Origin of the sequence: Streptomyces sp. NBC_01224, from assembly GCF_036002945.1 — a bacterium.
In the GTDB taxonomy this organism is placed as follows: domain Bacteria; phylum Actinomycetota; class Actinomycetes; order Streptomycetales; family Streptomycetaceae; genus Streptomyces.
The window spans coordinates 1,275,902-1,296,546 of record NZ_CP108529.1 but is presented as its reverse complement, the minus strand read 5'-3'; the positions used below and the strand labels follow the sequence as shown (position 1 = coordinate 1,296,546).

General features: G+C 70.3%; 1 protein-coding gene. It reads left to right on the top strand.

Going from position 1 to position 20,645, the window contains the following annotated elements:
- Positions 1 to 44 precede the first annotated feature (44 nt).
- Positions 45 to 20,612 carry a type I polyketide synthase gene (locus OG609_RS05480; RefSeq protein WP_442817939.1) on the top strand — a complete coding sequence of 6,856 codons (20,568 nt, stop codon included), beginning with the start codon at positions 45 to 47 and terminating at the stop codon, positions 20,610 to 20,612.
- The last annotated feature ends 33 nt before the right edge of the window (positions 20,613 to 20,645 follow it).

The following is a 20,645-nucleotide window of genomic DNA, read 5'->3' as shown; positions in this document are numbered from 1 at the left end:
ACAAGCATGAATTTTCCTGTACGACTCACGGGAGCGATGTACTGATGGCGGACGAAGAGAAGCTGCGCGAGTACCTGACCAAGGTGGTCGGTGAGCTCCAGCAGACTCGCCAGCGACTTCGCCATGTCGAGTCCGGCGAAGCGGACCCCATCGCGATCGTCGCGATGAGCTGCCGCTACCCGGGCGATGTGCGCTCCCCGGAGCAGCTGTGGGACCTGGTGGCCTCCGGCGGTGACGCCATCGCGGGGTTCCCCGCAGACCGGGGCTGGGACCTCGAAAAGCTGTACGACCCGGACCCCGACCTCGCGCACCCGGGTACTTCGTACGCGAACGAGGGCGGATTCCTCTACGACGCCGCCGACTTCGATCCGGGCCTCTTCGGGATCTCGCCGCGTGAGGCGCTGGCGATGGACCCGCAGCAGCGGCTGCTGCTGGAGACGTCGTGGGAGGCGTTCGAGCGTGCGGGCATCGACCCGCTCTCCGTACGCGGCAGCCGTACGGGCGTCTTCATCGGCGCCTCCACCCAGGGGTACGGCATCGGTATGGCAGCGTCGCCCGGCTCGGACGGGCACGCGCTGACCGGGGATGTCACCTCGGTGCTGTCCGGCCGGGTCTCGTACACGCTGGGTCTGGAGGGCCCGGCCGTGACGGTGGACACGGCGTGCTCGTCGTCGCTCGTCGCCATGCACTGGGCGATCCAGGCGCTGCGCTCCGGCGAGTGCACGCAGGCGCTGGCCGGCGGCGTCACCGTCATGTCCAACCCCGGCGTCTTCGTGGAATTCTCCCGGCAGCGGGGCCTGGCGGCCGACGGCCGATGCAAGGCGTTCGCCGAGGCCGCAGACGGCACGGGCTGGGGCGAGGGCGTGGGGATGCTCCTGCTGGAGCGGCTGTCCGACGCACGACGTAACGGTCATCAGGTCCTGGCGGTGGTCCGGGGCTCTGCGGTGAACCAGGACGGTGCATCGAACGGTCTGACGGCGCCGAACGGCCCCGCGCAGCAGCGAGTGATCAGCCAGGCGCTGGCCAGTGCCAGGCTGTCCCCCACCCAGGTGGACGTCGTGGAGGGCCATGGCACGGGCACCCGGCTGGGTGACCCGATCGAGGCGCAGGCCCTGCTGGCGACGTACGGGCAGGGGCGGCCGGAGGACCGGCCGCTGCTGCTCGGTTCCATCAAGTCGAACATCGGTCACACGCAGTCTGCTGCGGGTGTGGCCGGTGTGATCAAGATGGTGATGGCGATGCGGCACGGTGTGGTGCCGCGGACGCTGCATGTGGACGGTCCGTCGTCGCAGGTGGACTGGTCGGCGGGTGCGGTGGAGCTGCTGACGGAGTCGGTGGCGTGGCCGGAGACGGGTGAGGCGCGCCGGGCGGGGGTGTCGTCGTTCGGGATCAGTGGCACGAACGCGCACGTGGTCCTGGAGCAGGCCCTGGAGACCGAAGCCGTGGTGGACAACGCGGCCGGTGTCGTGTTGCCGGTGGTGCCGTGGGTGGTGTCGGCGAAGTCCGAGGCGGGTCTTTCGGCGCAGGTGGAGCGGTTGTCGGCGTTCGTCGGGGATCGGGATCCGGTGGATGTCGGGTTCTCGTTGGTGACGACGCGTGCGGCGTTGGAGCATCGTGCGGTGCTGATCGGTGACCGGACCGTGCGGGGCGAGGTGGTCGAAGGCCGGTCGGCGGTGTTGTTCTCGGGTCAGGGTGCGCAGCGGTCGGGTATGGGCCGTGAGCTGTACGAGTCGTATCCGGTGTTCGCGGATGCGTTCGATGTGGTGTGTGCGGAGTTGGACCGGTATCTGGACCGGCCGGTCCGTGAGGTGGTGTTCGAGGGTGGTGAGCTGCTGGATCAGACGCAGTTCACGCAGGCGGGGCTGTTCGCGCTTGAGGTGGCGTTGTTCCGGTTGGTGTCGGCGTGGGGTGTGAAGCCGGACTTCTTGTTGGGGCATTCGATCGGTGAGTTGTCGGCTGCGCATGTGGCCGGGGTGTTGTCGCTGGAGGACGCGGCGAGGCTGGTGGCGGCCCGGGGCCGGCTGATGCAGGCGTTGCCGGCGGGTGGGGCGATGGTCTCGCTCCAGGCGACCGAGGACGAAGTCCTTCCGCATCTGAGCGACTCGGTCTCGATCGCCGCGCTCAACGGGCCGTCTTCGACGGTGGTTTCGGGTGACGAGGACGCGGTTCTGGCGATCGCCGCGCATTTCGGGGCGGAGGGCCGAAAGACCAAGCGCCTCCGCGTCAGCCACGCCTTCCACTCGCCGCGCATGGACGCGATGCTGGATGAGTTCCGTGCGGTCGCCGAGGGACTCACCTTCAACGCTCCGCAGATCGCCATCGTCTCGAACGTGTCCGGTCGGGTCGTGTCGGACGAGGAGATCTGCTCGGCGGACTACTGGGTGCGCCATGTCCGTGAGGCGGTGCGTTTCCTGGACGGGATGCGTGCCCTCCAGGACCAGGGCGTGGCCACGTTCCTGGAGCTGGGTCCGGACGGTGTGCTCTCTGCCCTGGGACAGGACTGTGTCACTGCCGAGGGCACCGCTTTCCTGTCGGCGCTCCGTAAGGACCGCGACGCCACACAGTCGCTGGTGGGGGCTCTCGCCGAGGCACATGTGCGTGGAGTGCACATCGCGTGGGACGCGTACTTCGCTCCTTCCGGTGCCGTCCAGGTGGAGCTGCCGACGTACGCCTTCCAGCACGAGCGCTACTGGCCCGACACCGCCCCGGTCGCCCTCGTGACCGACGACACTTACGGCTCGGCGTCGGACCGCCGCTTCTGGGATGCCGTCGAGAGCGGTGACCTCGACGCCCTGGCCCGGACGCTGGACTCGGCCGACATCGGGTCCCTCCGCGAGGTCATGCCTGTTCTCTCGTCCTGGCGTCGCCAGTCGCGTGAACTCTCCACCGCGGATTCCTGGCGTTATCGGGTGGTGTGGAAGTCGGTTGCTGGTGTGGTGTCGGAGTCGCTTGTGGGTGGTTGGTTGGTGGTGTGTGCTCCGGGTGGGGTGGATGGCCCGGTGGTGTCGGGGTTGGTGGGTCGTGGTGCGGGGTTGTTGGTGGTTGACGGGGTGGTTGATGGTGGGGTGTTGGGGGAGCGTTTGGTTGGGGTTTCGGGTGTGGTGTCGTTGTTGGACGGGTTGGGGACGTTGGGGTTGGTGCAGGCGTTGGCGGGTGTGGATGTGCCGGTGCGGTTGTGGTGTGTGACGAGTGGTGCGGTGTCGGTGGGGCGTGCGGATGGTGTGGTGGATCCGTTGGGTGCTCAGGTGTGGGGTCTGGGGCGGGTGGCTGGGTTGGAGTTGCCTGGGGTGTGGGGTGGGTTGGTTGATGTGCCGGGGGTGGTGGATGAGCGGGTGTTGGGCCGGTTGTGTGGGGTGTTGGCTGGTTCGGGTGGTGAGGATCAGGTTGCGGTGCGGGGTTCGGGTGTGTTCGGGCGGCGTGTGGTCCGTGCTCCGGGTGCGGGTGCGGGTGCGGGTGTGGTGGTTGGTGGGACGGTGTTGGTGACGGGTGGTTCGGGTGCGTTGGGTGGGCATGTGGCTCGGTGGGTGGTGGGTGAGGGTGCCGGTCGTGTGGTGCTGGTGAGTCGTGGTGGTTCGGCTCCGGCGGGGTTGGTCTCGGAGTTGGAGGGGCTGGGCGCCGAGGTTGTGGTGGTGGCGTGTGATGTGAGTGACCGGGATGCTGTGGCGGCGCTTGTGGAGGAGGTCGAAGCGGCCGGGGACCCGGTGCGCGCGGTGTTCCATGCGGCGGGTGTCGGTCAGATGACCGGGCTGGTCGGTATGACCGCGGAGGAGTTCACGGGTGTGCTGCGTGCGAAGGTGGTGGGTGCGGAGAACCTTGACGCGGTCTTCGGTGACCGGTCGCTGGACGCGTTCGTGCTGTTCTCGTCGATCAGCGCTGTCTGGGGCAGCGGCGGCCACGCGGCGTATGCGGCGGCCAACGCGCACCTCGACGCGCTGGCCGAGCGACGACGGGCCCGCGGCCTGACCGCCACCTCCATCAGCTGGGGCCCCTGGGGCCAGGGCGGCATGATCGAGGAGATCGGCGAAGCCGAACTGCGGCGACGTGGACTGCCCACGATGCCGCCGGCCACCGCGATCACCGCACTCCATCGGGCGCTGGCCGAGAACGACGTGCACGTGGCGGTCGCCGACGTGGACTGGGAACGCTTCGCACCCGCGTTCACGGCCCTGCGGCCGAGCCCGCTCCTCGCCGGCCTGCCCGAAGTGCGGCAGATCCTTGAGCGCGCCGAGGGCCCCGCAGAGGGTCTGGCCGAGAGTTCCGCATTCAAGCAGCACCTGGCAAGTCTCTCCACACCGGAGCGCGACGCGGAACTGCTCGACCTCGTCCGCCGTGAGGCCGCTGCCGTACTGGGACACCGAAGCGCCGAAGAGGTCCCCGCCGACCGAGCGTTCCAGCAACTCGGCTTCGACTCACTCACCGCCGTCGAGCTGCGCAACAGGCTGACTGCGGCTACCGGCCTGTCCCTGCCCTCGACGCTGATCTTCGACTACCCGACCCCGACGGTGCTGGCGGACCACGTCCGCACGGAGGTGTTCGGCGAGACCCCGGAGGCCCTGCACACGGCCGCAGTGACCAGGGAGTACGCCGAGGACCCCATCGTCATCGTCGGCATGAGCTGCCGGTTCCCCGGTGGCGTCGCGTCACCCGAGGAGCTGTGGACTCTGCTCGAGTCCGGGGGAGACGGCATCTCCGGCTTCCCGGAGGACCGTAACTGGGACGTGAGCGCGCTCTACGATCCGGATCCCCAGAACGTGGGCACGTCCTACGTCTCCGAGGGTGGATTCCTGCACGATGCCGCGCAGTTCGACCCCGGCTTCTTCGGGATCTCGCCGCGTGAGGCACTGGCCATGGACCCGCAGCAGCGACTGCTCCTTGAGGCGTCATGGGAGGTCTTCGAGCGTGCGGGCATCGACCCGACCTCCCTCAAGGGCAACCGGGTCGGTGTATTCACCGGAACCAACGGCCAGGACTACGGCTACGTCCTGGGCGGCGCGGGCGACTCCGTCGTCGGGTACGGCGCCACAGGAAGCTCTGCCAGTGTCCTGTCCGGCCGCATCGCGTACACCCTGGGTCTCGAAGGCCCGGCGGTGACAGTGGACACCGCGTGCTCCTCTTCTCTGGTTGCCCTGCATCTCGCGGCGCAGGCGCTGAGGGAGGGCGAGTGCACCATGGCCTTGGCCAGTGGTGTGACCGTCATGTCTATGCCGGGTGCCTTCGTGGAGTTCTCCCGGCAGGGCGGTCTCGCAGTGGACGGCCGGTGCAAGGCGTTCGCCGATGCGGCGGACGGCACCGGCTGGGGTGAGGGCGTGGGCATGCTCCTCGTGGAGCGGCTCTCGGACGCGCGGCGTCATGGCCATGAGGTGCTGGCGGTGGTGCGGGGCTCTGCGGTGAACCAGGACGGTGCGTCGAACGGTCTGACGGCGCCGAACGGTCCGTCGCAGCAGCGGGTGATCCGCCAGGCACTGGCGAGTGCGGCTCTGGAGTCCACGCAGGTTGATGTGGTGGAGGCGCACGGTACGGGTACGACGCTGGGTGACCCGATCGAGGCGCAGGCCCTGCTGGCGACGTACGGGCAGGGGCGGCCGGAGGACCGGCCGCTGCTGCTGGGTTCGATCAAGTCGAACATCGGTCACACGCAGGCCGCTGCCGGCGTGGCCGGGATTATCAAGATGGTGCTGGCGATGCGGCACGGTGTGCTGCCGCAGACCCTGCACGTCGACGGCCCGTCCACACATGTCGACTGGTCGATGGGCGCTGTGGAGTTGCTGACTGAGCAGGTGGCGTGGCCGGAGACGGGTGAGCTGCGTCGGGCGGGGGTGTCGTCGTTCGGGATCAGCGGTACGAACGCGCACATCATTCTTGAGCAGGCTCCTGAGGTGGAGACGGCGGAAGACTCCGTTGGTGTCCCGGTGCCGGTGGTGCCGTGGGTGGTGTCGGCGAAGTCCGAGGCGGGGCTGGCCGGCCAGGTGGAGCGGTTGTCGGCGTTCGTCGGGGATCGGGATCCGGTGGATGTCGGGTTCTCGTTGGTGACGACGCGTGCGGCGATGAATCACCGTGCGGTGGTCATCGGCGATCGGACGGTTCGGGGCACGGTCGCGTCGGGTAAGTCGGCGGTGTTGTTCTCGGGTCAGGGTGCGCAGCGGTCGGGTATGGGCCGTGAGCTGTACGAGTCGTATCCGGTGTTCGCGGATGCGTTCGATGCGGTGTGTGCGGAGTTGGACCGGCATCTGGACCGGCCGGTCCGTGAGGTGGTCTTCGGCGGTGGTGAGCTGCTGGATCAGACGGAGTTCACGCAGGCGGGGTTGTTCGCGCTTGAGGTGGCGTTGTTCCGGCTGGTGTCGGCGTGGGGTGTGAAGCCTGACTATCTGTTGGGGCATTCGATTGGTGAGTTGTCGGCTGCGCATGTGGCCGGGGTGTTGTCGCTGGAGGACGCGGCGAGGCTGGTGGCGGCCCGGGGCCGGCTGATGCAGGCGTTGCCGACGGGTGGGGCGATGGTCTCGCTCCAGGCGACGGAGGACGAAGTCCTTCCGCATCTGAGCGACTCGGTCTCGATCGCCGCGCTCAACGGGCCGTCTTCGACGGTGGTGTCGGGTGACGAGGACGCGGTTCTGGCGATCGCCGCCCACTTCGGCTCGGAGGGCCGAAAGACCAAGCGCCTCCGCGTCAGCCACGCCTTCCACTCGCCGCGCATGGACGCCATGCTGGACGAGTTCCGTGCGGTCGCCGAGGGCCTCACCTTCAACGCTCCGCAGATCGCCATCGTCTCGAACGTGTCCGGTCGGGTCGTGTCGGACGAGGAGATCTGCTCGGCGGACTACTGGGTGCGCCACGTCCGTGAGGCGGTGCGTTTCCTCGACGGGATGCGTGCGCTCCAGGACCAGGGTGTGGCCACGTTCCTGGAGTTGGGCCCGGACGGTGTGCTGTCCGCGATGGGGCAGGACTGTGTGGAGGACTCGGCGTTCGTACCGGCTCTGCGCAGGGACCGTGACGAGGCGCTGACGCTCGTGACCGCCCTTGCCGAACTCCACGTGCGCGGTACGTCCGTCGACTGGGCCGCGTACTTCGCCGGCACCGGCGCCCGCCGCGTCGACCTGCCCACGTATGCCTTCCAGCGTGAGCACTACTGGCCCGCCGCCGCAGCGCGGTGGGCGGGTGACGTATCCGCATTCGGACTGCGCCCTGTCGGACACCCGATGCTCGGTGCTGCGATGACGCGGGCCGACGCGGACGGGCTGATCATGACCGGTCGCCTGTCGCTGCAGACACATCCGTGGCTCGGCGACCACGCCGTACTGGGTGCGGTCCTGCTCCCGGGCACGGCCTATGTGGAACTTGTCCTGCAAGCCGGCGAACATGTCGGTTGCGGTCTCATCGAGGAGCTGACGCTCCAGACACCGCTGGTGCTTCCCGAGCACGGTGGAGTCGACGTACAACTGACGGTGGGTGCGCAGGACGCGGAAGGCAAGCGTTCCGTTGCCCTGTACTCCCGGGCCGCCGAAGGTGAGGATGACGCCCTCCCGTGGCAGCAGCACGCGGCCGGTGCGCTGGCCCCCGCCGGCGCCGAGACCGACGACCCGGAGCTGGCCGAGTGGCCGCCCCGCGACGCCGTCGCCGTGTCCGTCGGCGGGCACTACGAGCGTCTGGCCGAGAACGGCTACGGCTACGGCCCCGTGTTCCAGGGGCTGCGGGCGGCATGGCGTCGCGGCGAGGAGATCTTCGCCGAGGTCGCGCTGCCCGACGGTGCAGAGGCCGAACGGTTCGGTCTGCATCCCGCCCTGCTCGACTCCGCCCTGCACGCGATGGGGCTGAGCGGCGGCGGCGAATCCCGGGGCGAGGCAACGGGGGTCGGTCTGCCGTTCGCCTGGTCCGGTGTCTCCCTGTACGCGGTCGGCGCATCCGTGCTGCGGGTGCGGATCACTCCCACGGCGTCGGGTATCCGCCTCCTGGCCGCCGACGGTTCCGGTTCCCCGGTCGCCCACGTCGAGTCGCTGGTACTGCGTCCGGTGACCGCGGAGCAATTGGCGGCGTCCGGAGCCGATCAGGACGCGTTGTTCCACCTTGACTGGACACCTCTCTCCGTGCCGCCGCTGCCGTCGGACGGTCCCGCCCGCCGGTGGGCCGTGATCGGCGAGGACTGGCCGGTGTCCCTGGGCGCCGAACCGTACGCGGACCTGGCCGCCGTGGACCCGGCCGTCGACCTCGTCCTCGTCACCCACCACGCCGAGGCCGGCGACGACCTGGCGTCCGATGTGCGCCGGAGCGCGCACGAGCTGCTCGTGCTGGTCCAGGAATGGCTGGCCGATCCCCGCTTCGCCGACGCCTTGCTGGTGGTCGCTACCTGCGGGGCGGTCGTGGCCCGCGCCGGGGAGGACGAGCTGTCCGACCTGGCCGGCGCGGCGGCTTGGGGCCTGATCCGTTCGGCGCAGTCCGAGAACCCCGGCCGGATGGTCCTCGTGGACCTCGACGAATCCCGCGACGACTCCCACGCAGCACTGCTTCCCGCACTGGCCACCGGTGAGCCGCAGCTCGCCATCCGTGCCGGTGACGTGTTCGTACCCCGGCTGGGCCGTCTCTCGGCGGGGGAGACCCTCGTACCGCCGTCCGGGAACACACCGTGGCGCCTGGACATCACGGAGAAGGGCACCTTCGAGAACCTCGCGCTCGCCGACTGCCTCGATGTCGCCGAGCCCCTCGCCCCGGGGGCGGTACGGGTCGGCATGCGTGCCGCAGGCCTGAACTTCCGCGATGTGCTCATCGCACTCGGCGTGTATCCCGGTGACGCCACCATGGGCATCGAGGGCGCCGGCATCGTCCTGGAGACCGGCCCCGGCGTCACCGGCCTGGAGCCCGGCGACCGAGTGATGGGCCTGTTCTCCGGCGCGTTCGGACCGGTGGCGGTGACCGACCGCCGCACCCTGGCACGTATCCCGGACGGTTGGTCCTTCACCGAAGCGGCATCGGCTCCGGTGGTCTTCATGACCGCCTACTACGCACTCGTGGACCTGGGGCAGCTGCAGCCCGGCGAGTCGGTCCTCATCCACGCCGCCGCCGGTGGCGTCGGCATGGCCGCCGTGCAGCTCGCGCAGCACCTGGGTGCAGAGGTCTTCGGTACAGCGAGCAGCGGCAAGTGGGACGTGGTGCGCTCGCTCGGACTCGACGACGCGCACATCGCCTCCTCGCGCACACTCGACTTCGAACGACAGTTCCTCGACGTCACCGAAGGCCGCGGCGTCGACGTCGTCCTGGACTCCCTCGCCCGGGAGTTCGTGGACGCGTCACTGCGCCTGCTGCCGCGTGGCGGCCGGTTCATGGAGATGGGCAAGACCGACATCCGTGACGCGGACGCGATCGCCGAGGCCTTCCCGGGCGTGGACTACCAGGCCTTCGACCTGATCGAGGCCGGCCCCGAGCGGATCGGCCAGTTGATGGCCGAGGTGCTCGCGCTCTTCGACAGCGGTGCGCTCAAGCCGCTGCCGATCCGCACCTGGGATGTGAGGCAGGCGCCGGAGGCGTTCCGCTTCCTGGCCAAGGCACGCCATGTCGGTAAGGTCGTCCTGACCGTGCCCGAACCCGTGGAGCGCCACGGGACGGTCCTGGTGACCGGGGCGACCGGCGCCCTCGGTGGACTGGTGGCACGCCATCTCGTGGCCGAGCACGGTGTACGCAGCCTCGTCCTGACGGGCCGCCGCGGGGCATCGGCCGCCGGCGCCGCCGCGCTCGCCGCCGAACTGACCGAGGCCGGCGCCGACGTCGTGCTGGCCGCCTGCGACGTCACCGACCGCGACCAACTGGCAGCTGTTCTGGCGGCTGTGCCGGAGGACCGGCCGCTGACCGGCGTTGTGCACGCCGCAGGTGTCCTCGACGACGGTGTGGTGTCGTCCATGACGCGCGAGCGCCTCGACACCGTGCTGCGTCCCAAGGTCGACGGCGCGGTCCACCTGCACGAACTGACCGCGGGCCTCGACCTGTCGATGTTCGTCACGTTCTCCTCCGTAGCCGGCGTCTTCGGCGGACCCGGTCAGGCGAACTACGCGGCAGCCAACGCCTTCCTCGACGGCCTCGCCCAGCAGCGTCGCAGGGCGGGACTGGCGGCCACCTCGCTGGCCTGGGGCCCCTGGGCCACCACGGACGGCATGCTCGGACAACTCGACGGCTCCGACGTGGACCGCATGGTGCGCTCCGGCGTCCTGCCGCTCGCGGACGAGCAGGGACTCGCCCTCCTCGACGCCGCGCTGGCCTCCCCACGGGCCGCGCTGGTGCCGGTCGGCCTGGATCTCACGGCCCTTCAGGCGCAGGCCGCCGCAGGTGCGCTGCCGGCAGTGTTCCGCGGACTGGTCCGCACCTCCGGCCGACGCCGGGCTCCGGTCGCAGTCGCGACGGGTTCGTCCACCCTGGGGCAGCGCCTCGCCGGACTCGACCCGCAGGAGCGCGACCGGGAACTGCTGGATCTCGTACGCACCCAGGCGGCCTCCGTGCTCGGCCACGCCGGTGTTGAAACGGTCGACGGCGACAAGCAGTTCAAGGAGCTGGGCGTCGACTCCCTGACGGCGGTGGAGCTGCGCAACCGGCTGAATGCCGCGACGGGTCTCCGGCTTCCCGCGACCCTCGTCTTCGACTACCCCACCCCTGCCGCGCTCGCCGGATTCCTGCTGACCGAGATCCTGGGCGTCGTCGTACCAGAGATCGCGAGCGCGCTTCTCACCGCCGCTGACGACGACCCGATCGCGATCGTCGGCATGAGCTGCCGATTCCCCGGCGAGGTGAACTCGCCCGACGACCTGTGGCGGCTGCTCATCGACGGCGGTGACGCGATCACCGGTTTCCCCGACGACCGTGGATGGAATGCCGACCGGCTGAACGCCCTCGAATCGGACGGAACCGCCGAACAGCTGACCACCGTGCGCGATGGTGGCTTCTTGACCGGCGCGAGCGCCTTCGACCCCGGCTTCTTCGGGATCTCGCCGCGTGAGGCCCTGGGGATGGACCCGCAGCAGCGGCTGCTGCTGGAGACGGCCTGGGAGACGTTCGAACACGCGGGTATCGACCCCGCCGACATGCGCGGGAGTGCAACCGGTGTGTTCGCCGGTGCGTCGTCCTCCGCCTACGGGGCCGGGGCGCAGCTGCCCGAAGGCTTCGAGGGCAACGCCCTGACCGGCAGCGCGACCAGCGTGGTGTCCGGCCGGGTGTCGTACACCTTCGGCCTTGAGGGTCCTGCCGTCACGGTGGACACGGCATGCTCGTCCTCGCTGGTGGCCCTTCACCTCGCGGTGCAGGCGCTGCGTCAGGGTGAGTGCACCATGGCGCTGGCCGGCGGTGTCACGGTCATGGCCGACCCGGGCATCTTCATCGAATTCAGCCGCCAGCGCGGGCTGGCACCCGACGGCCGTTGCAAGCCGTTCGCCGAGGCGGCGGACGGTACGGGGTGGTCCGAGGGCGTCGGCATGGTGCTGGTGGAGCGGCTGTCGGACGCGCGGCGGAATGGGCACCACGTGCTCGCTGTCGTGCGCGGTTCAGCGGTCAACCAGGACGGTGCGTCGAACGGTCTGACGGCCCCGAACGGGCCCTCGCAGCAGCGCGTCATCCGGCAGGCGCTGGCGAACGCGGGAGTCACCGCCGGGGACATCGATGCCGTCGACGCGCACGGGACCGGCACCCGGCTGGGTGACCCGATCGAGGCGCAGGCGCTGCTGGCGACGTATGGGCAGGGGCGGGCGGAGGGCCGGCCGCTGCTGCTCGGGTCGATCAAGTCGAACATCGGTCACACGCAGGCCGCGGCCGGTGTGGCCGGGGTCATCAAGATGGTGCAGGCCATGCGCCACGGGCTGCTGCCCCGTACCCTCCACGTGGACGAGCCGACATCGCACGTCGACTGGTCGGCGGGTGCGGTGGAGCTGCTGACGGAGTCGGTGGCGTGGCCGGAGACGGGTGAGGCGCGGCGTGCCGCGGTGTCCTCGTTCGGGATCAGTGGTACGAACGCGCACGTGATCCTGGAGCAGGCTCCGGAGATCGAGGCGGCGGCAGAGGTCGTGGGTGTCCCGGTGCCGGTGGTGCCGTGGGTGGTGTCGGCGAGGACGGCCGAGGCACTCGTTGCCCAGGTGGAGCGGTTGTCGGCGTTCGCCGGGGACCGGGATCCGCTGGATGTCGGGTTCTCGCTGGTGACGACGCGTGCGGCACTGGAACACCGTGCCGTGGTGATGGGTGACCGGACGGTCGAGGGGTCGGTGACACCGGGTCGGACCGGTGTGCTGTTCTCGGGTCAGGGTGCGCAGCGGTCGGGTATGGGCCGTGAGTTGTATGGGGCGTATCCGGTGTTCGCGGATGCGTTTGATGTGGTGTGTGCGGAGTTGGACCGGCATCTGGACCGGCCGGTCCGTGAGGTGGTGTTCGAGGGCGGTGAGCTGCTGGATCAGACGGAGTTCACGCAGGCGGGGTTGTTCGCGCTTGAGGTGGCGTTGTTCCGGTTGGTGTCGGCGTGGGGTGTGAAGCCGGACTATCTGCTGGGGCATTCGATTGGTGAGTTGTCGGCTGCGCATGTGGCCGGGGTGTTGTCGCTGGAGGACGCGGCGAGGCTGGTGGCGGCCCGGGGCCGCCTCATGCAGGCGTTGCCGACCGGTGGGGCGATGGTGTCGCTCCAGGCGACGGAGGACGAAGTCCTTCCGCATCTGAGTGACTCGGTCTCGATCGCCGCGCTCAACGGGCCGTCTGCGACGGTGGTTTCGGGTGACGAGGACGCGGTTCTGGCGATCGCCGCGCATTTCGGGGCGGAGGGCCGTAAGACCAAGCGCCTCCGCGTCAGCCACGCGTTCCACTCGCCGCGCATGGACGCCATGCTGGACGAGTTCCGTAGGGTCGCCGAGGAGCTGACGTTCCAGGCGCCCGGGATCGGGATCGTCTCGAACGTGACCGGTCGGGTCGTGTCGGACGAGGAGATCTGCTCGGCCGATTACTGGGTGCGCCATGTCCGTGAGGCGGTGCGTTTCCTGGACGGGATGCGTGCCCTTCAGGACCAGGGTGTGGCGACGTTCCTGGAGTTGGGTCCGGACGGTGTGCTGTCCGCGATGGGGCAGGACTGTGTCGAGGACTCGGCGTTCGTACCGGCTCTGCGCAGGGACCGCGACGAGCCGCTGACGCTCGTCACCGCCCTCGCCGAACTCCACGTACGCGGTACGTCCGTCGACTGGGCCGCGTACTTCGCCGGCACCGGCGCCCGCCGCATCGACCTGCCCACGTACGCCTTCCAGCACGAGCGCTACTGGCTTTCCGCGCCCACGGCTCCGCTGGGGGACATGGCGGCAGCCGGTATGGGCCGTTCCGATCACCCGCTGCTGGGAGCCGGCGTGCGGCTGGCCGGTACCGACGGGTTCCTGTTCACCGGGCGGCTGTCGGTCGAGTCCCACCCCTGGCTCGGTGACCACCTGGTGCTGGGTTCCGTTGTCGTCCCGAGCACGGCCTTCGTCGAGCTGGCGCTCCACGCGGGCGAACGGTTCGGCGCCGAACTGCTGGATTCGATGACCGTACGCACCCCGCTGGTCCTGCCCGAGCACACGTCGGTCGGCATCCAGCTGGTCGTCACGGCCGATGACGGCACCGGGCGGCGCAAGGTGGAGGTGTACGCGCGCCCCACCGCAGGTGGCCCGGAGACGGACTGGACGCTGCACGCCGCGGGCGTGCTGGCCCCGGCCCATGAAATCCCGGCTGCTTCACCGGAGTTCGCGGTGTGGCCGCCGAAGGACGCCGCCCCGGCATCGGTGCAGAGCGTGTACGACGATCTGGCCGACGCCGGTTACGACTTCGGCCCCGCGTTCCGTGGACTGCACGCGGTATGGAGGCGAGGCGATGACCTGTTCGCCGAGATCGCGCTCGACGAGGACACGGACATCAAGGGATTCGGTATGCATCCGGCTCTGCTGGCCGCAGCCTGCCACCCGGTTTCCGGTGGCCTGCCGTCCTTGTGGTCCGGCGTGACACTGTCCGCGGTGGGGGCGAAGGCGCTGCGTGTGCTGATCCGCCCGGTGGAGCAGGGCGTCTCCGTCTTCATGGCCGACGAGACCGGCGAGCCGGTCGCCGCCGCCGAGTCTGTGGTGCTGACTCCGGTGACACCCGAGCAGCTCCGGACCGACTCCGGCGAACGGGACTCGCTCTTCGCCCTGGAATGGGTGCCGGTGAAGCTGCCGTCCCACGCCGACGCGGGCACCTGGGCCGTTCTGGGAGAGCAGGGCATGCTCGCCCCGCTCGGCATACCGGCGTACGCGGATCTCGCCACCCTCGACCGGACACCCGACGTCGTCTTCTGCTTCCCGGAAGTCGCCGACGAGGGTCTGTCCTCCCGTACACACTCCACCAGTCACGCGGTCCTCGCGACCGTGCAGGAGTGGCTGAGCGACGACCGATTCGCGGACTCCGTCCTGGCCGTAGTCAGCCAGGGCGCGGTCGCCGTCGGAGACAGCGGACCCGACGACCTCGCGGGCGCAACCGCCTGGGGCCTCGTACGGTCGGCCCAGTCCGAGAACCCCGGCCGGCTCCTGCTCATCGACCTGGACGACCACGCCGACTCGCTCGGCGCCCTGGCCGCCACACTGGAGGGCGGCGAACCCCAGGTCGCGATCCGCGCGGGCCGTGCCTTCGCACCCCGGCTGACCCGGGCGGCGACACGCCTGGAAGCGGCGGAACCGAAGGCGCACGGCACCGTCCTGGTCACCGGCGCGACGGGCGCCCTCGGTGCCCTGGTCGCACGGCACCTCGTGGCCCGGCACGGCGTCCGCAGCCTGGTACTGACCAGCCGCCGCGGCCCCGACGCACCGGGCGCCGCCGAGCTCGCCGCAGAGCTGAGGGCGGCCGGCGCCGAGGTGGCACTGGCCGCCTGTGACGCAGCCGACCGGCAGCAACTGGCTGCGGTACTCGCCGCGATCCCGGCCGACCGCCCCCTGACGGGTGTGGTGCATGCGGCCGGCGTCGTCGACGACGGTGTCGTCTCCTCGCTGACCGCAGACCGGCTGGATACCGTACTGAGCCCCAAGGTTGACGCGGCCGTACACCTCCACGAGCTCACCGAGCAGCTGGACCTGTCGATGTTCGTCCTGTTCTCCTCGGTCGCCGGAACCTTCGGATCCCTGGGCCAGGGCAACTACGCGGCAGCGAACGCCTTCCTCGACGCGCTGGCCCTGCACCGTGCGGGCCGCGGGCAGGCGGCCACGTCGCTGGCCTGGGGTCCGTGGGACCTCGCCGACGGCATGGCCGGACGCCTGCACGACGGCGATACGAGCAGGATGAGCCGGTCCGGAGTAGTGCCCCTGACGGCAGACGAAGGGCTGAAGCTCCTCGACACGGCGCTTGCCGGCGGCCATGCGGCGCTCGTGCCCGTACACCTGGACCTCGTGGCCCTGCGCGCACAGGCCGCTGTCGGTGCGCTCGCGGGAATATTCCGCGGACTGGTCCGTACGAGCTCACGCCGCAGGGCAGGATCCGCAGCCGGCTCGCTCAAGCTGTTGCAGAAGCTCGCGGGGCTCACCCGGGAGGAGCGCGGCACGGTCCTGCTGGACGTGGTACGCGCCCAGGTCGCCGCGGTGCTCGGCCACGGCGGTACCGAAGCAGTGGGCGTCAACCGGCCGTTCAAGGAGCTGGGCTTCGATTCGCTGACCGCCGTGGAGCTCCGCAACCGGCTCGACGCGGTCACCGGTCTGCGGCTCCCCGCGACGCTGATCTTCGACTACCCCACTCCGACGGCCCTCTCCGACTTCGTACTCGGAGAGGTCCTGGGCACACAGCCCGAGGCCCCCGTCGCCCTGCCGACCACCCAGGCGGCTGATGACGACCCGATCGCGATTGTCGGCATGAGCTGCCGGTACGCCGGTGGGGTGGCGAGCGCCGACGACCTGTGGCGGCTGGTCGCCACAGGCGGGGACGGAATATCCGGCTTCCCGACCGACCGTGGATGGGACCTCGGCAGTCTCTACGCGGCGGGCGGCGAGGACGGCGCGTCAACGACGCTGGAGGGCGGCTTCCTTTACGAGGTGGCGGAGTTCGACCCGGCGTTCTTCGGGATCTCGCCCCGGGAAGCCGTGGCGATGGACCCGCAGCAGCGGCTGCTGCTCGAGATCTCGTGGGAGGCGTTCGAGCACGCCGGGATCGACCCCGCGTCCGTGCGGGGCCACCACATCGGAGTGTTCGCAGGAACCGCCGCGTCCAGCTACGGGGCCGGGATGCGGCTGCCGGAGGGAACCGAGGGGCACCTGCTGACCGGCAATGCGACCAGTGTCATATCCGGTCGCGTCTCCTACACCTTCGGGTTCGAGGGCCCTGCCGTCACGGTGGACACGGCGTGCTCGTCGTCGCTGGTCGCCCTGCACCTGGCGACGCAGGCCCTGCGGTCGGGCGAGTGCTCGATGGCACTGGCCGGCGGCGTGACAGTGCTGACAAACCCGGGAATTTTCGCGGAGTTCTCCCGCCAGCGCGGTCTGGCGGCCGATGGCCGCTGCAAGGCCTTCGCCGATGCGGCCGACGGCACGGGGTGGTCCGAGGGCGCCGGCATGGTGCTCGTTGAGCGGCTGTCCGACGCCCGGCGCAACGGGCACCGGGTACTGGCGGTGGTGAGAGGGTCGGCGGTCAACCAGGACGGTGCGTCGAACGGTCTGACCGCGCCGAACGGACCCTCGCAGCAGGGCGTGATCCGGCAGGCACTGGCGAACTCGGGGCTGTCCCCGGCGCAGGTGGATGCGGTGGAGGCACACGGGACCGGCACCAAGCTGGGTGATCCGATCGAGGCGCAGGCGCTGCTCGCCACCTATGGGCGGGAGCGGACGGACGACCGGCCGCTGCTGCTCGGGTCGGTCAAGTCGAACATCGGGCACTCGCAGTCCGCGGCAGGCGTGGCCGGGATCATCAAGATGGTGCAGGCCATCCGCCACGGTGTTCTGCCCCGGACCCTGCACGTGGACACTCCGTCCTCGCAGGTGGACTGGACGTCGGGGGCGGTCGCACTGCTCACCGAGCCGACGGCCTGGCCGGAGACGGGCGAGGCCAGGCGGGCGGGTGTGTCGTCGTTCGGGATCAGCGGCACGAACGCGCACGTCATTCTTGAGCAGGCGCCGGACGAAGAAGTCCCCGTTGAGACCGGACTGCCGGCCGACGCGGTGCTGCCGTTCGTGCTGTCCGGGAAGTCGGAGGGCGCGCTGCGGGACCAGGCCGCGCGGCTGGCGGAATCGGTGGCGGACGCACCGGAGCTGTCCATGGGGGATCTCGCGCACGCACTGGCGGTGAGCCGCTCCCGGTTCGAGCACCGTGCGGTGGTGACGGCCTCCGGTCGCGAGGAGTTGGTGGCCGGTCTCGGTGCCCTGGTGGAAGGGCGCTCCGGTCCGGGTGTGGTGCGGGGTGTTGCTGGTGGTGCGGTGGCTCCGGTGTTTGTGTTTCCGGGGCAGGGGTCGCAGTGGGTGGGTATGGCTGCGGGGTTGTTGGAGTCCTCGCCGGTGTTTGCGGAGCGGTTGGCTGAGTGTGGTGCGGCGTTGGAGCCGTTCACGGGGTGGTCGTTGTTGGGTGTGTTGCGTGGTGAGTCGGGTGTGCCTGGGTTGGATCGGGTTGATGTGGTGCAGCCGGTGTTGTGGGCGGTGATGGTGTCGCTTGCCGAGGTGTGGCGTGCGGCGGGTGTGGTGCCTGCGGCGGTGATGGGGCATTCGCAGGGGGAGATCGCGGCGGTGTGTGTGGCGGGTGGGTTGTCCTTGGAGGACGGTGCGCGGGTGGTGGCGTTGCGGAGTCGGGCGATTTTGGAGTTGTCGGGTCTGGGCGGGATGGTGTCGGTGGCGGAGTCGGCGGGTCGGGTGGAGGCGCGGCTTGCGGGGTGGGGTGGGCGGTTGTCGGTGGCGGCGGTGAATGGGCCGTCGTCGGTGGTTGTTTCTGGTGATGGTGATGCGTTGGACGAGTTGGTGGTGGTGTGCCGGGGTGAGGGGGTGCGGGCCAAGCGTATTGATGTTGATTACGCGTCGCACAGTGCTCATGTGGAGCGGATTCGTGAGCGGTTGCTGGATGTGTTGTCGGGGGTGGTGCCGCGGGCTTCGGGGGTGCCGTTGTATTCGACGGTGACGGGTGGGTTGTTGGACACGGCGGGGATGGACGCGGAGTACTGGTACACCAATTTGCGGGGGACGGTGCGTCTGGAGGAGACGACTCGGGTTCTGCTGGGTGCCGGGCATGGGGTGTTCGTCGAGGTCAGTCCGCATCCGGTGCTTGCGGTCGGGTTGCAGGAGACGTTCGAGGCGGCCGGGAGTGATGCGGTGGCTCTGGGGACGTTGCGACGGGACGAGGACGAGTCCCGCCGCTTCATGACCTCCCTCGCCGAAGCCCACGCGCACGGAGTCGACCTCGACTGGAAGACCCTGTTCGCCGGGCATGCCCCCACCCACGTCGACCTGCCGACCTACCCCTTCCAGCGCCGGCACTACTGGCCCGAAGCCCTGGCCGCCCCCGTCGGCGGTGCCGTGGACCCGGTCGACGCCCAGTTCTGGGAGGCTGTCGAGCACGGTGACCTCACCACGCTGTCCCAGACGTTCGACATCGAAGGGACGTCGTTGGGCGCGGTCCTGCCCGCCCTGTCCTCTTGGCGGAGGCAGCGACGCGAGGCCTCCACGACCGATTCATGGCGCTACAGGTCCAGTTGGACCCCACTGGCCGAGGGATCCGCCTCCCTCGCCGGTACCTGGCTGGTCGTGGCATCGGCGACCGGCGCGAGCGGCGAACTCGCCCCGACCGTCGCGCACGCCATGCGCGCACAGGGGGCCGACGTCCTGCATTGCGCGGCCGGAGACGTCCTCGACCGGGTGAAGCTGTCCCGGGAGCTGGCCGACACGCTCGGCGACCGCAACACCATCGCCGGGATCCTGTCCCTGTGCCCAGTCGACGAGGAGCCGGTCACCGGAACACCGGAGCTGACGACCGGTCTGGCCGCGACGGTGACCCTCGTGCAGGCGCTCGGCGACATGGCCGTCGCGGCACCCCTGTGGTGCCTGACCCAGGGCGCCGTCCAGACAGGTGGGCACGACGGACCCATCAGCCCCGCGCAGGCCCTGGTCTGGGGCATGGGCAGGGTGGCCGGTCTTGAACACCCCGAGCGGTGGGGCGGATTGGTCGATCTCCCCGACATGCCCGACGAGCGCGCGCTGTCGCGGCTGTGCGGCCTGCTCGCCGGGGCCGGCGACGAGGACCAGCTCGCCGTGCGTCCGGGCGGAGTGTTCGCCCGCCGCCTGCTGCCCGCGCCCGCAGTGGCTTCCGGCCGCTCGTGGACACCGGAGGGCACGGTGCTCGTCACGGGGGGCACCGGAGCGATCGGCAGGCAGCTGGCCCGCTGGCTCTGCGGCAACGGCGCAGGTCACGTGGTACTTGTCGGACGCAGGGGTGCTGATGCACCGGGTGCTGCCGAACTGATCCAGGAGCTGGCCGGATCGGGCGCCAGGGTCACCGCGGCCGCCTGCGACGTGGCGGACCGCGACGCACTGACCGGCCTGGTGGCGCAACTGACGGCCGACGGCGATCGGATCACTGCGGTGCTCCACGGTGCCGGCGAGCTGGACGACGCGGTCATGGGCGCGCTCACCACCGAGCGGCTGGCCGCCGCGCTGCGCGCCAACGTGGGCGGCGCCCGGAACCTGCACGAGGTGACACAGGGGCTGGACCTCGCCGCCTTCGTCCTGTTCTCCGGCATTGCCGGCACGGTCGGAGGCGCGGGCCAAGGAGCCTTCGCCGCCGCGAGTGCTTACCTCGACGCGTTCGCCGCGCACCGCAGGTCGCTGGGCCTGACGGCCACATCGATCGCCTGGGGGCCGTGGGCGGACGGCGGCCCGGCCACCTCCGACCCCGCGTTCGTCGAACGGATGGGCCGCCGTGGGCTGGCCGCTCTGCCGACCGCCTCCACGCTGCCCGCGCTGAGCCGGACGGTGGCGCAGGACAGTCCGTCCCTGCTGATCGCGGACATCGACTGGGGACTCTTCGGACCCTCGCTCACCGCGGTTCGCCCCAGCCCGCTGATCGCCGACGTCCCGCGGATGCGGGAGCTCACGCGCGCGGCACAAGAGGCCGGAGACGGCGCTGCGGACAGCGCGGCGGTGTTCCGGAGGACGGCGGCCGAACTGTCCGAGGTCGAACTCGGCCAGGTGCTCCTGGAGTTGGTGCGTACCGAGGCCGCCGGGACGCTCGGTCACACCGAGATCGAGGCGGTCGGTGCGAAGCGGCCCTTCCGGGATCTCGGGTTCGAGTCACTGACCGCCGTGGAACTGCGCAACCGGCTCAGCACGCGCACAGGACTGCGTCTTCCGGTGACGCTGACGTTCGACTACCCGACGCCGGTGGCGCTGGCAGCCTTCCTGCGGACCGAGGTCGACGAGAAGGCCGAGCCGCAGGCCGTCCCCGTGCTGGCCGAGTTGGACCGGCTGGAGGAGACCCTGGCATCGCTCTCCGCGGACCGCACGGCGCGCCACCGGATCGGGGCACGGCTGCGCGACATCCTCTCCGGCTGGGACGAGGAGCCCGCCACGGGCGACGGGACGTCGGCCGCGGTCGCCGAGAAGCTCCAGGCGGCGTCGGCCGACGAGGTCCTGGCATTCATCGACAACGAGCTCGGGGCCTCCTGATGGGTCGGCACCGTATTTCTGTTCTATGCAAAG

What these genes read in the sequence shown, in the direction of transcription:
- OG609_RS05480 (WP_442817939.1), top strand. Translation starts at nt 45, where the DNA reads ATGGCGGACGAAGAGAAGCTGCGCGAGTACCTGACCAAGGTGGTCGGT.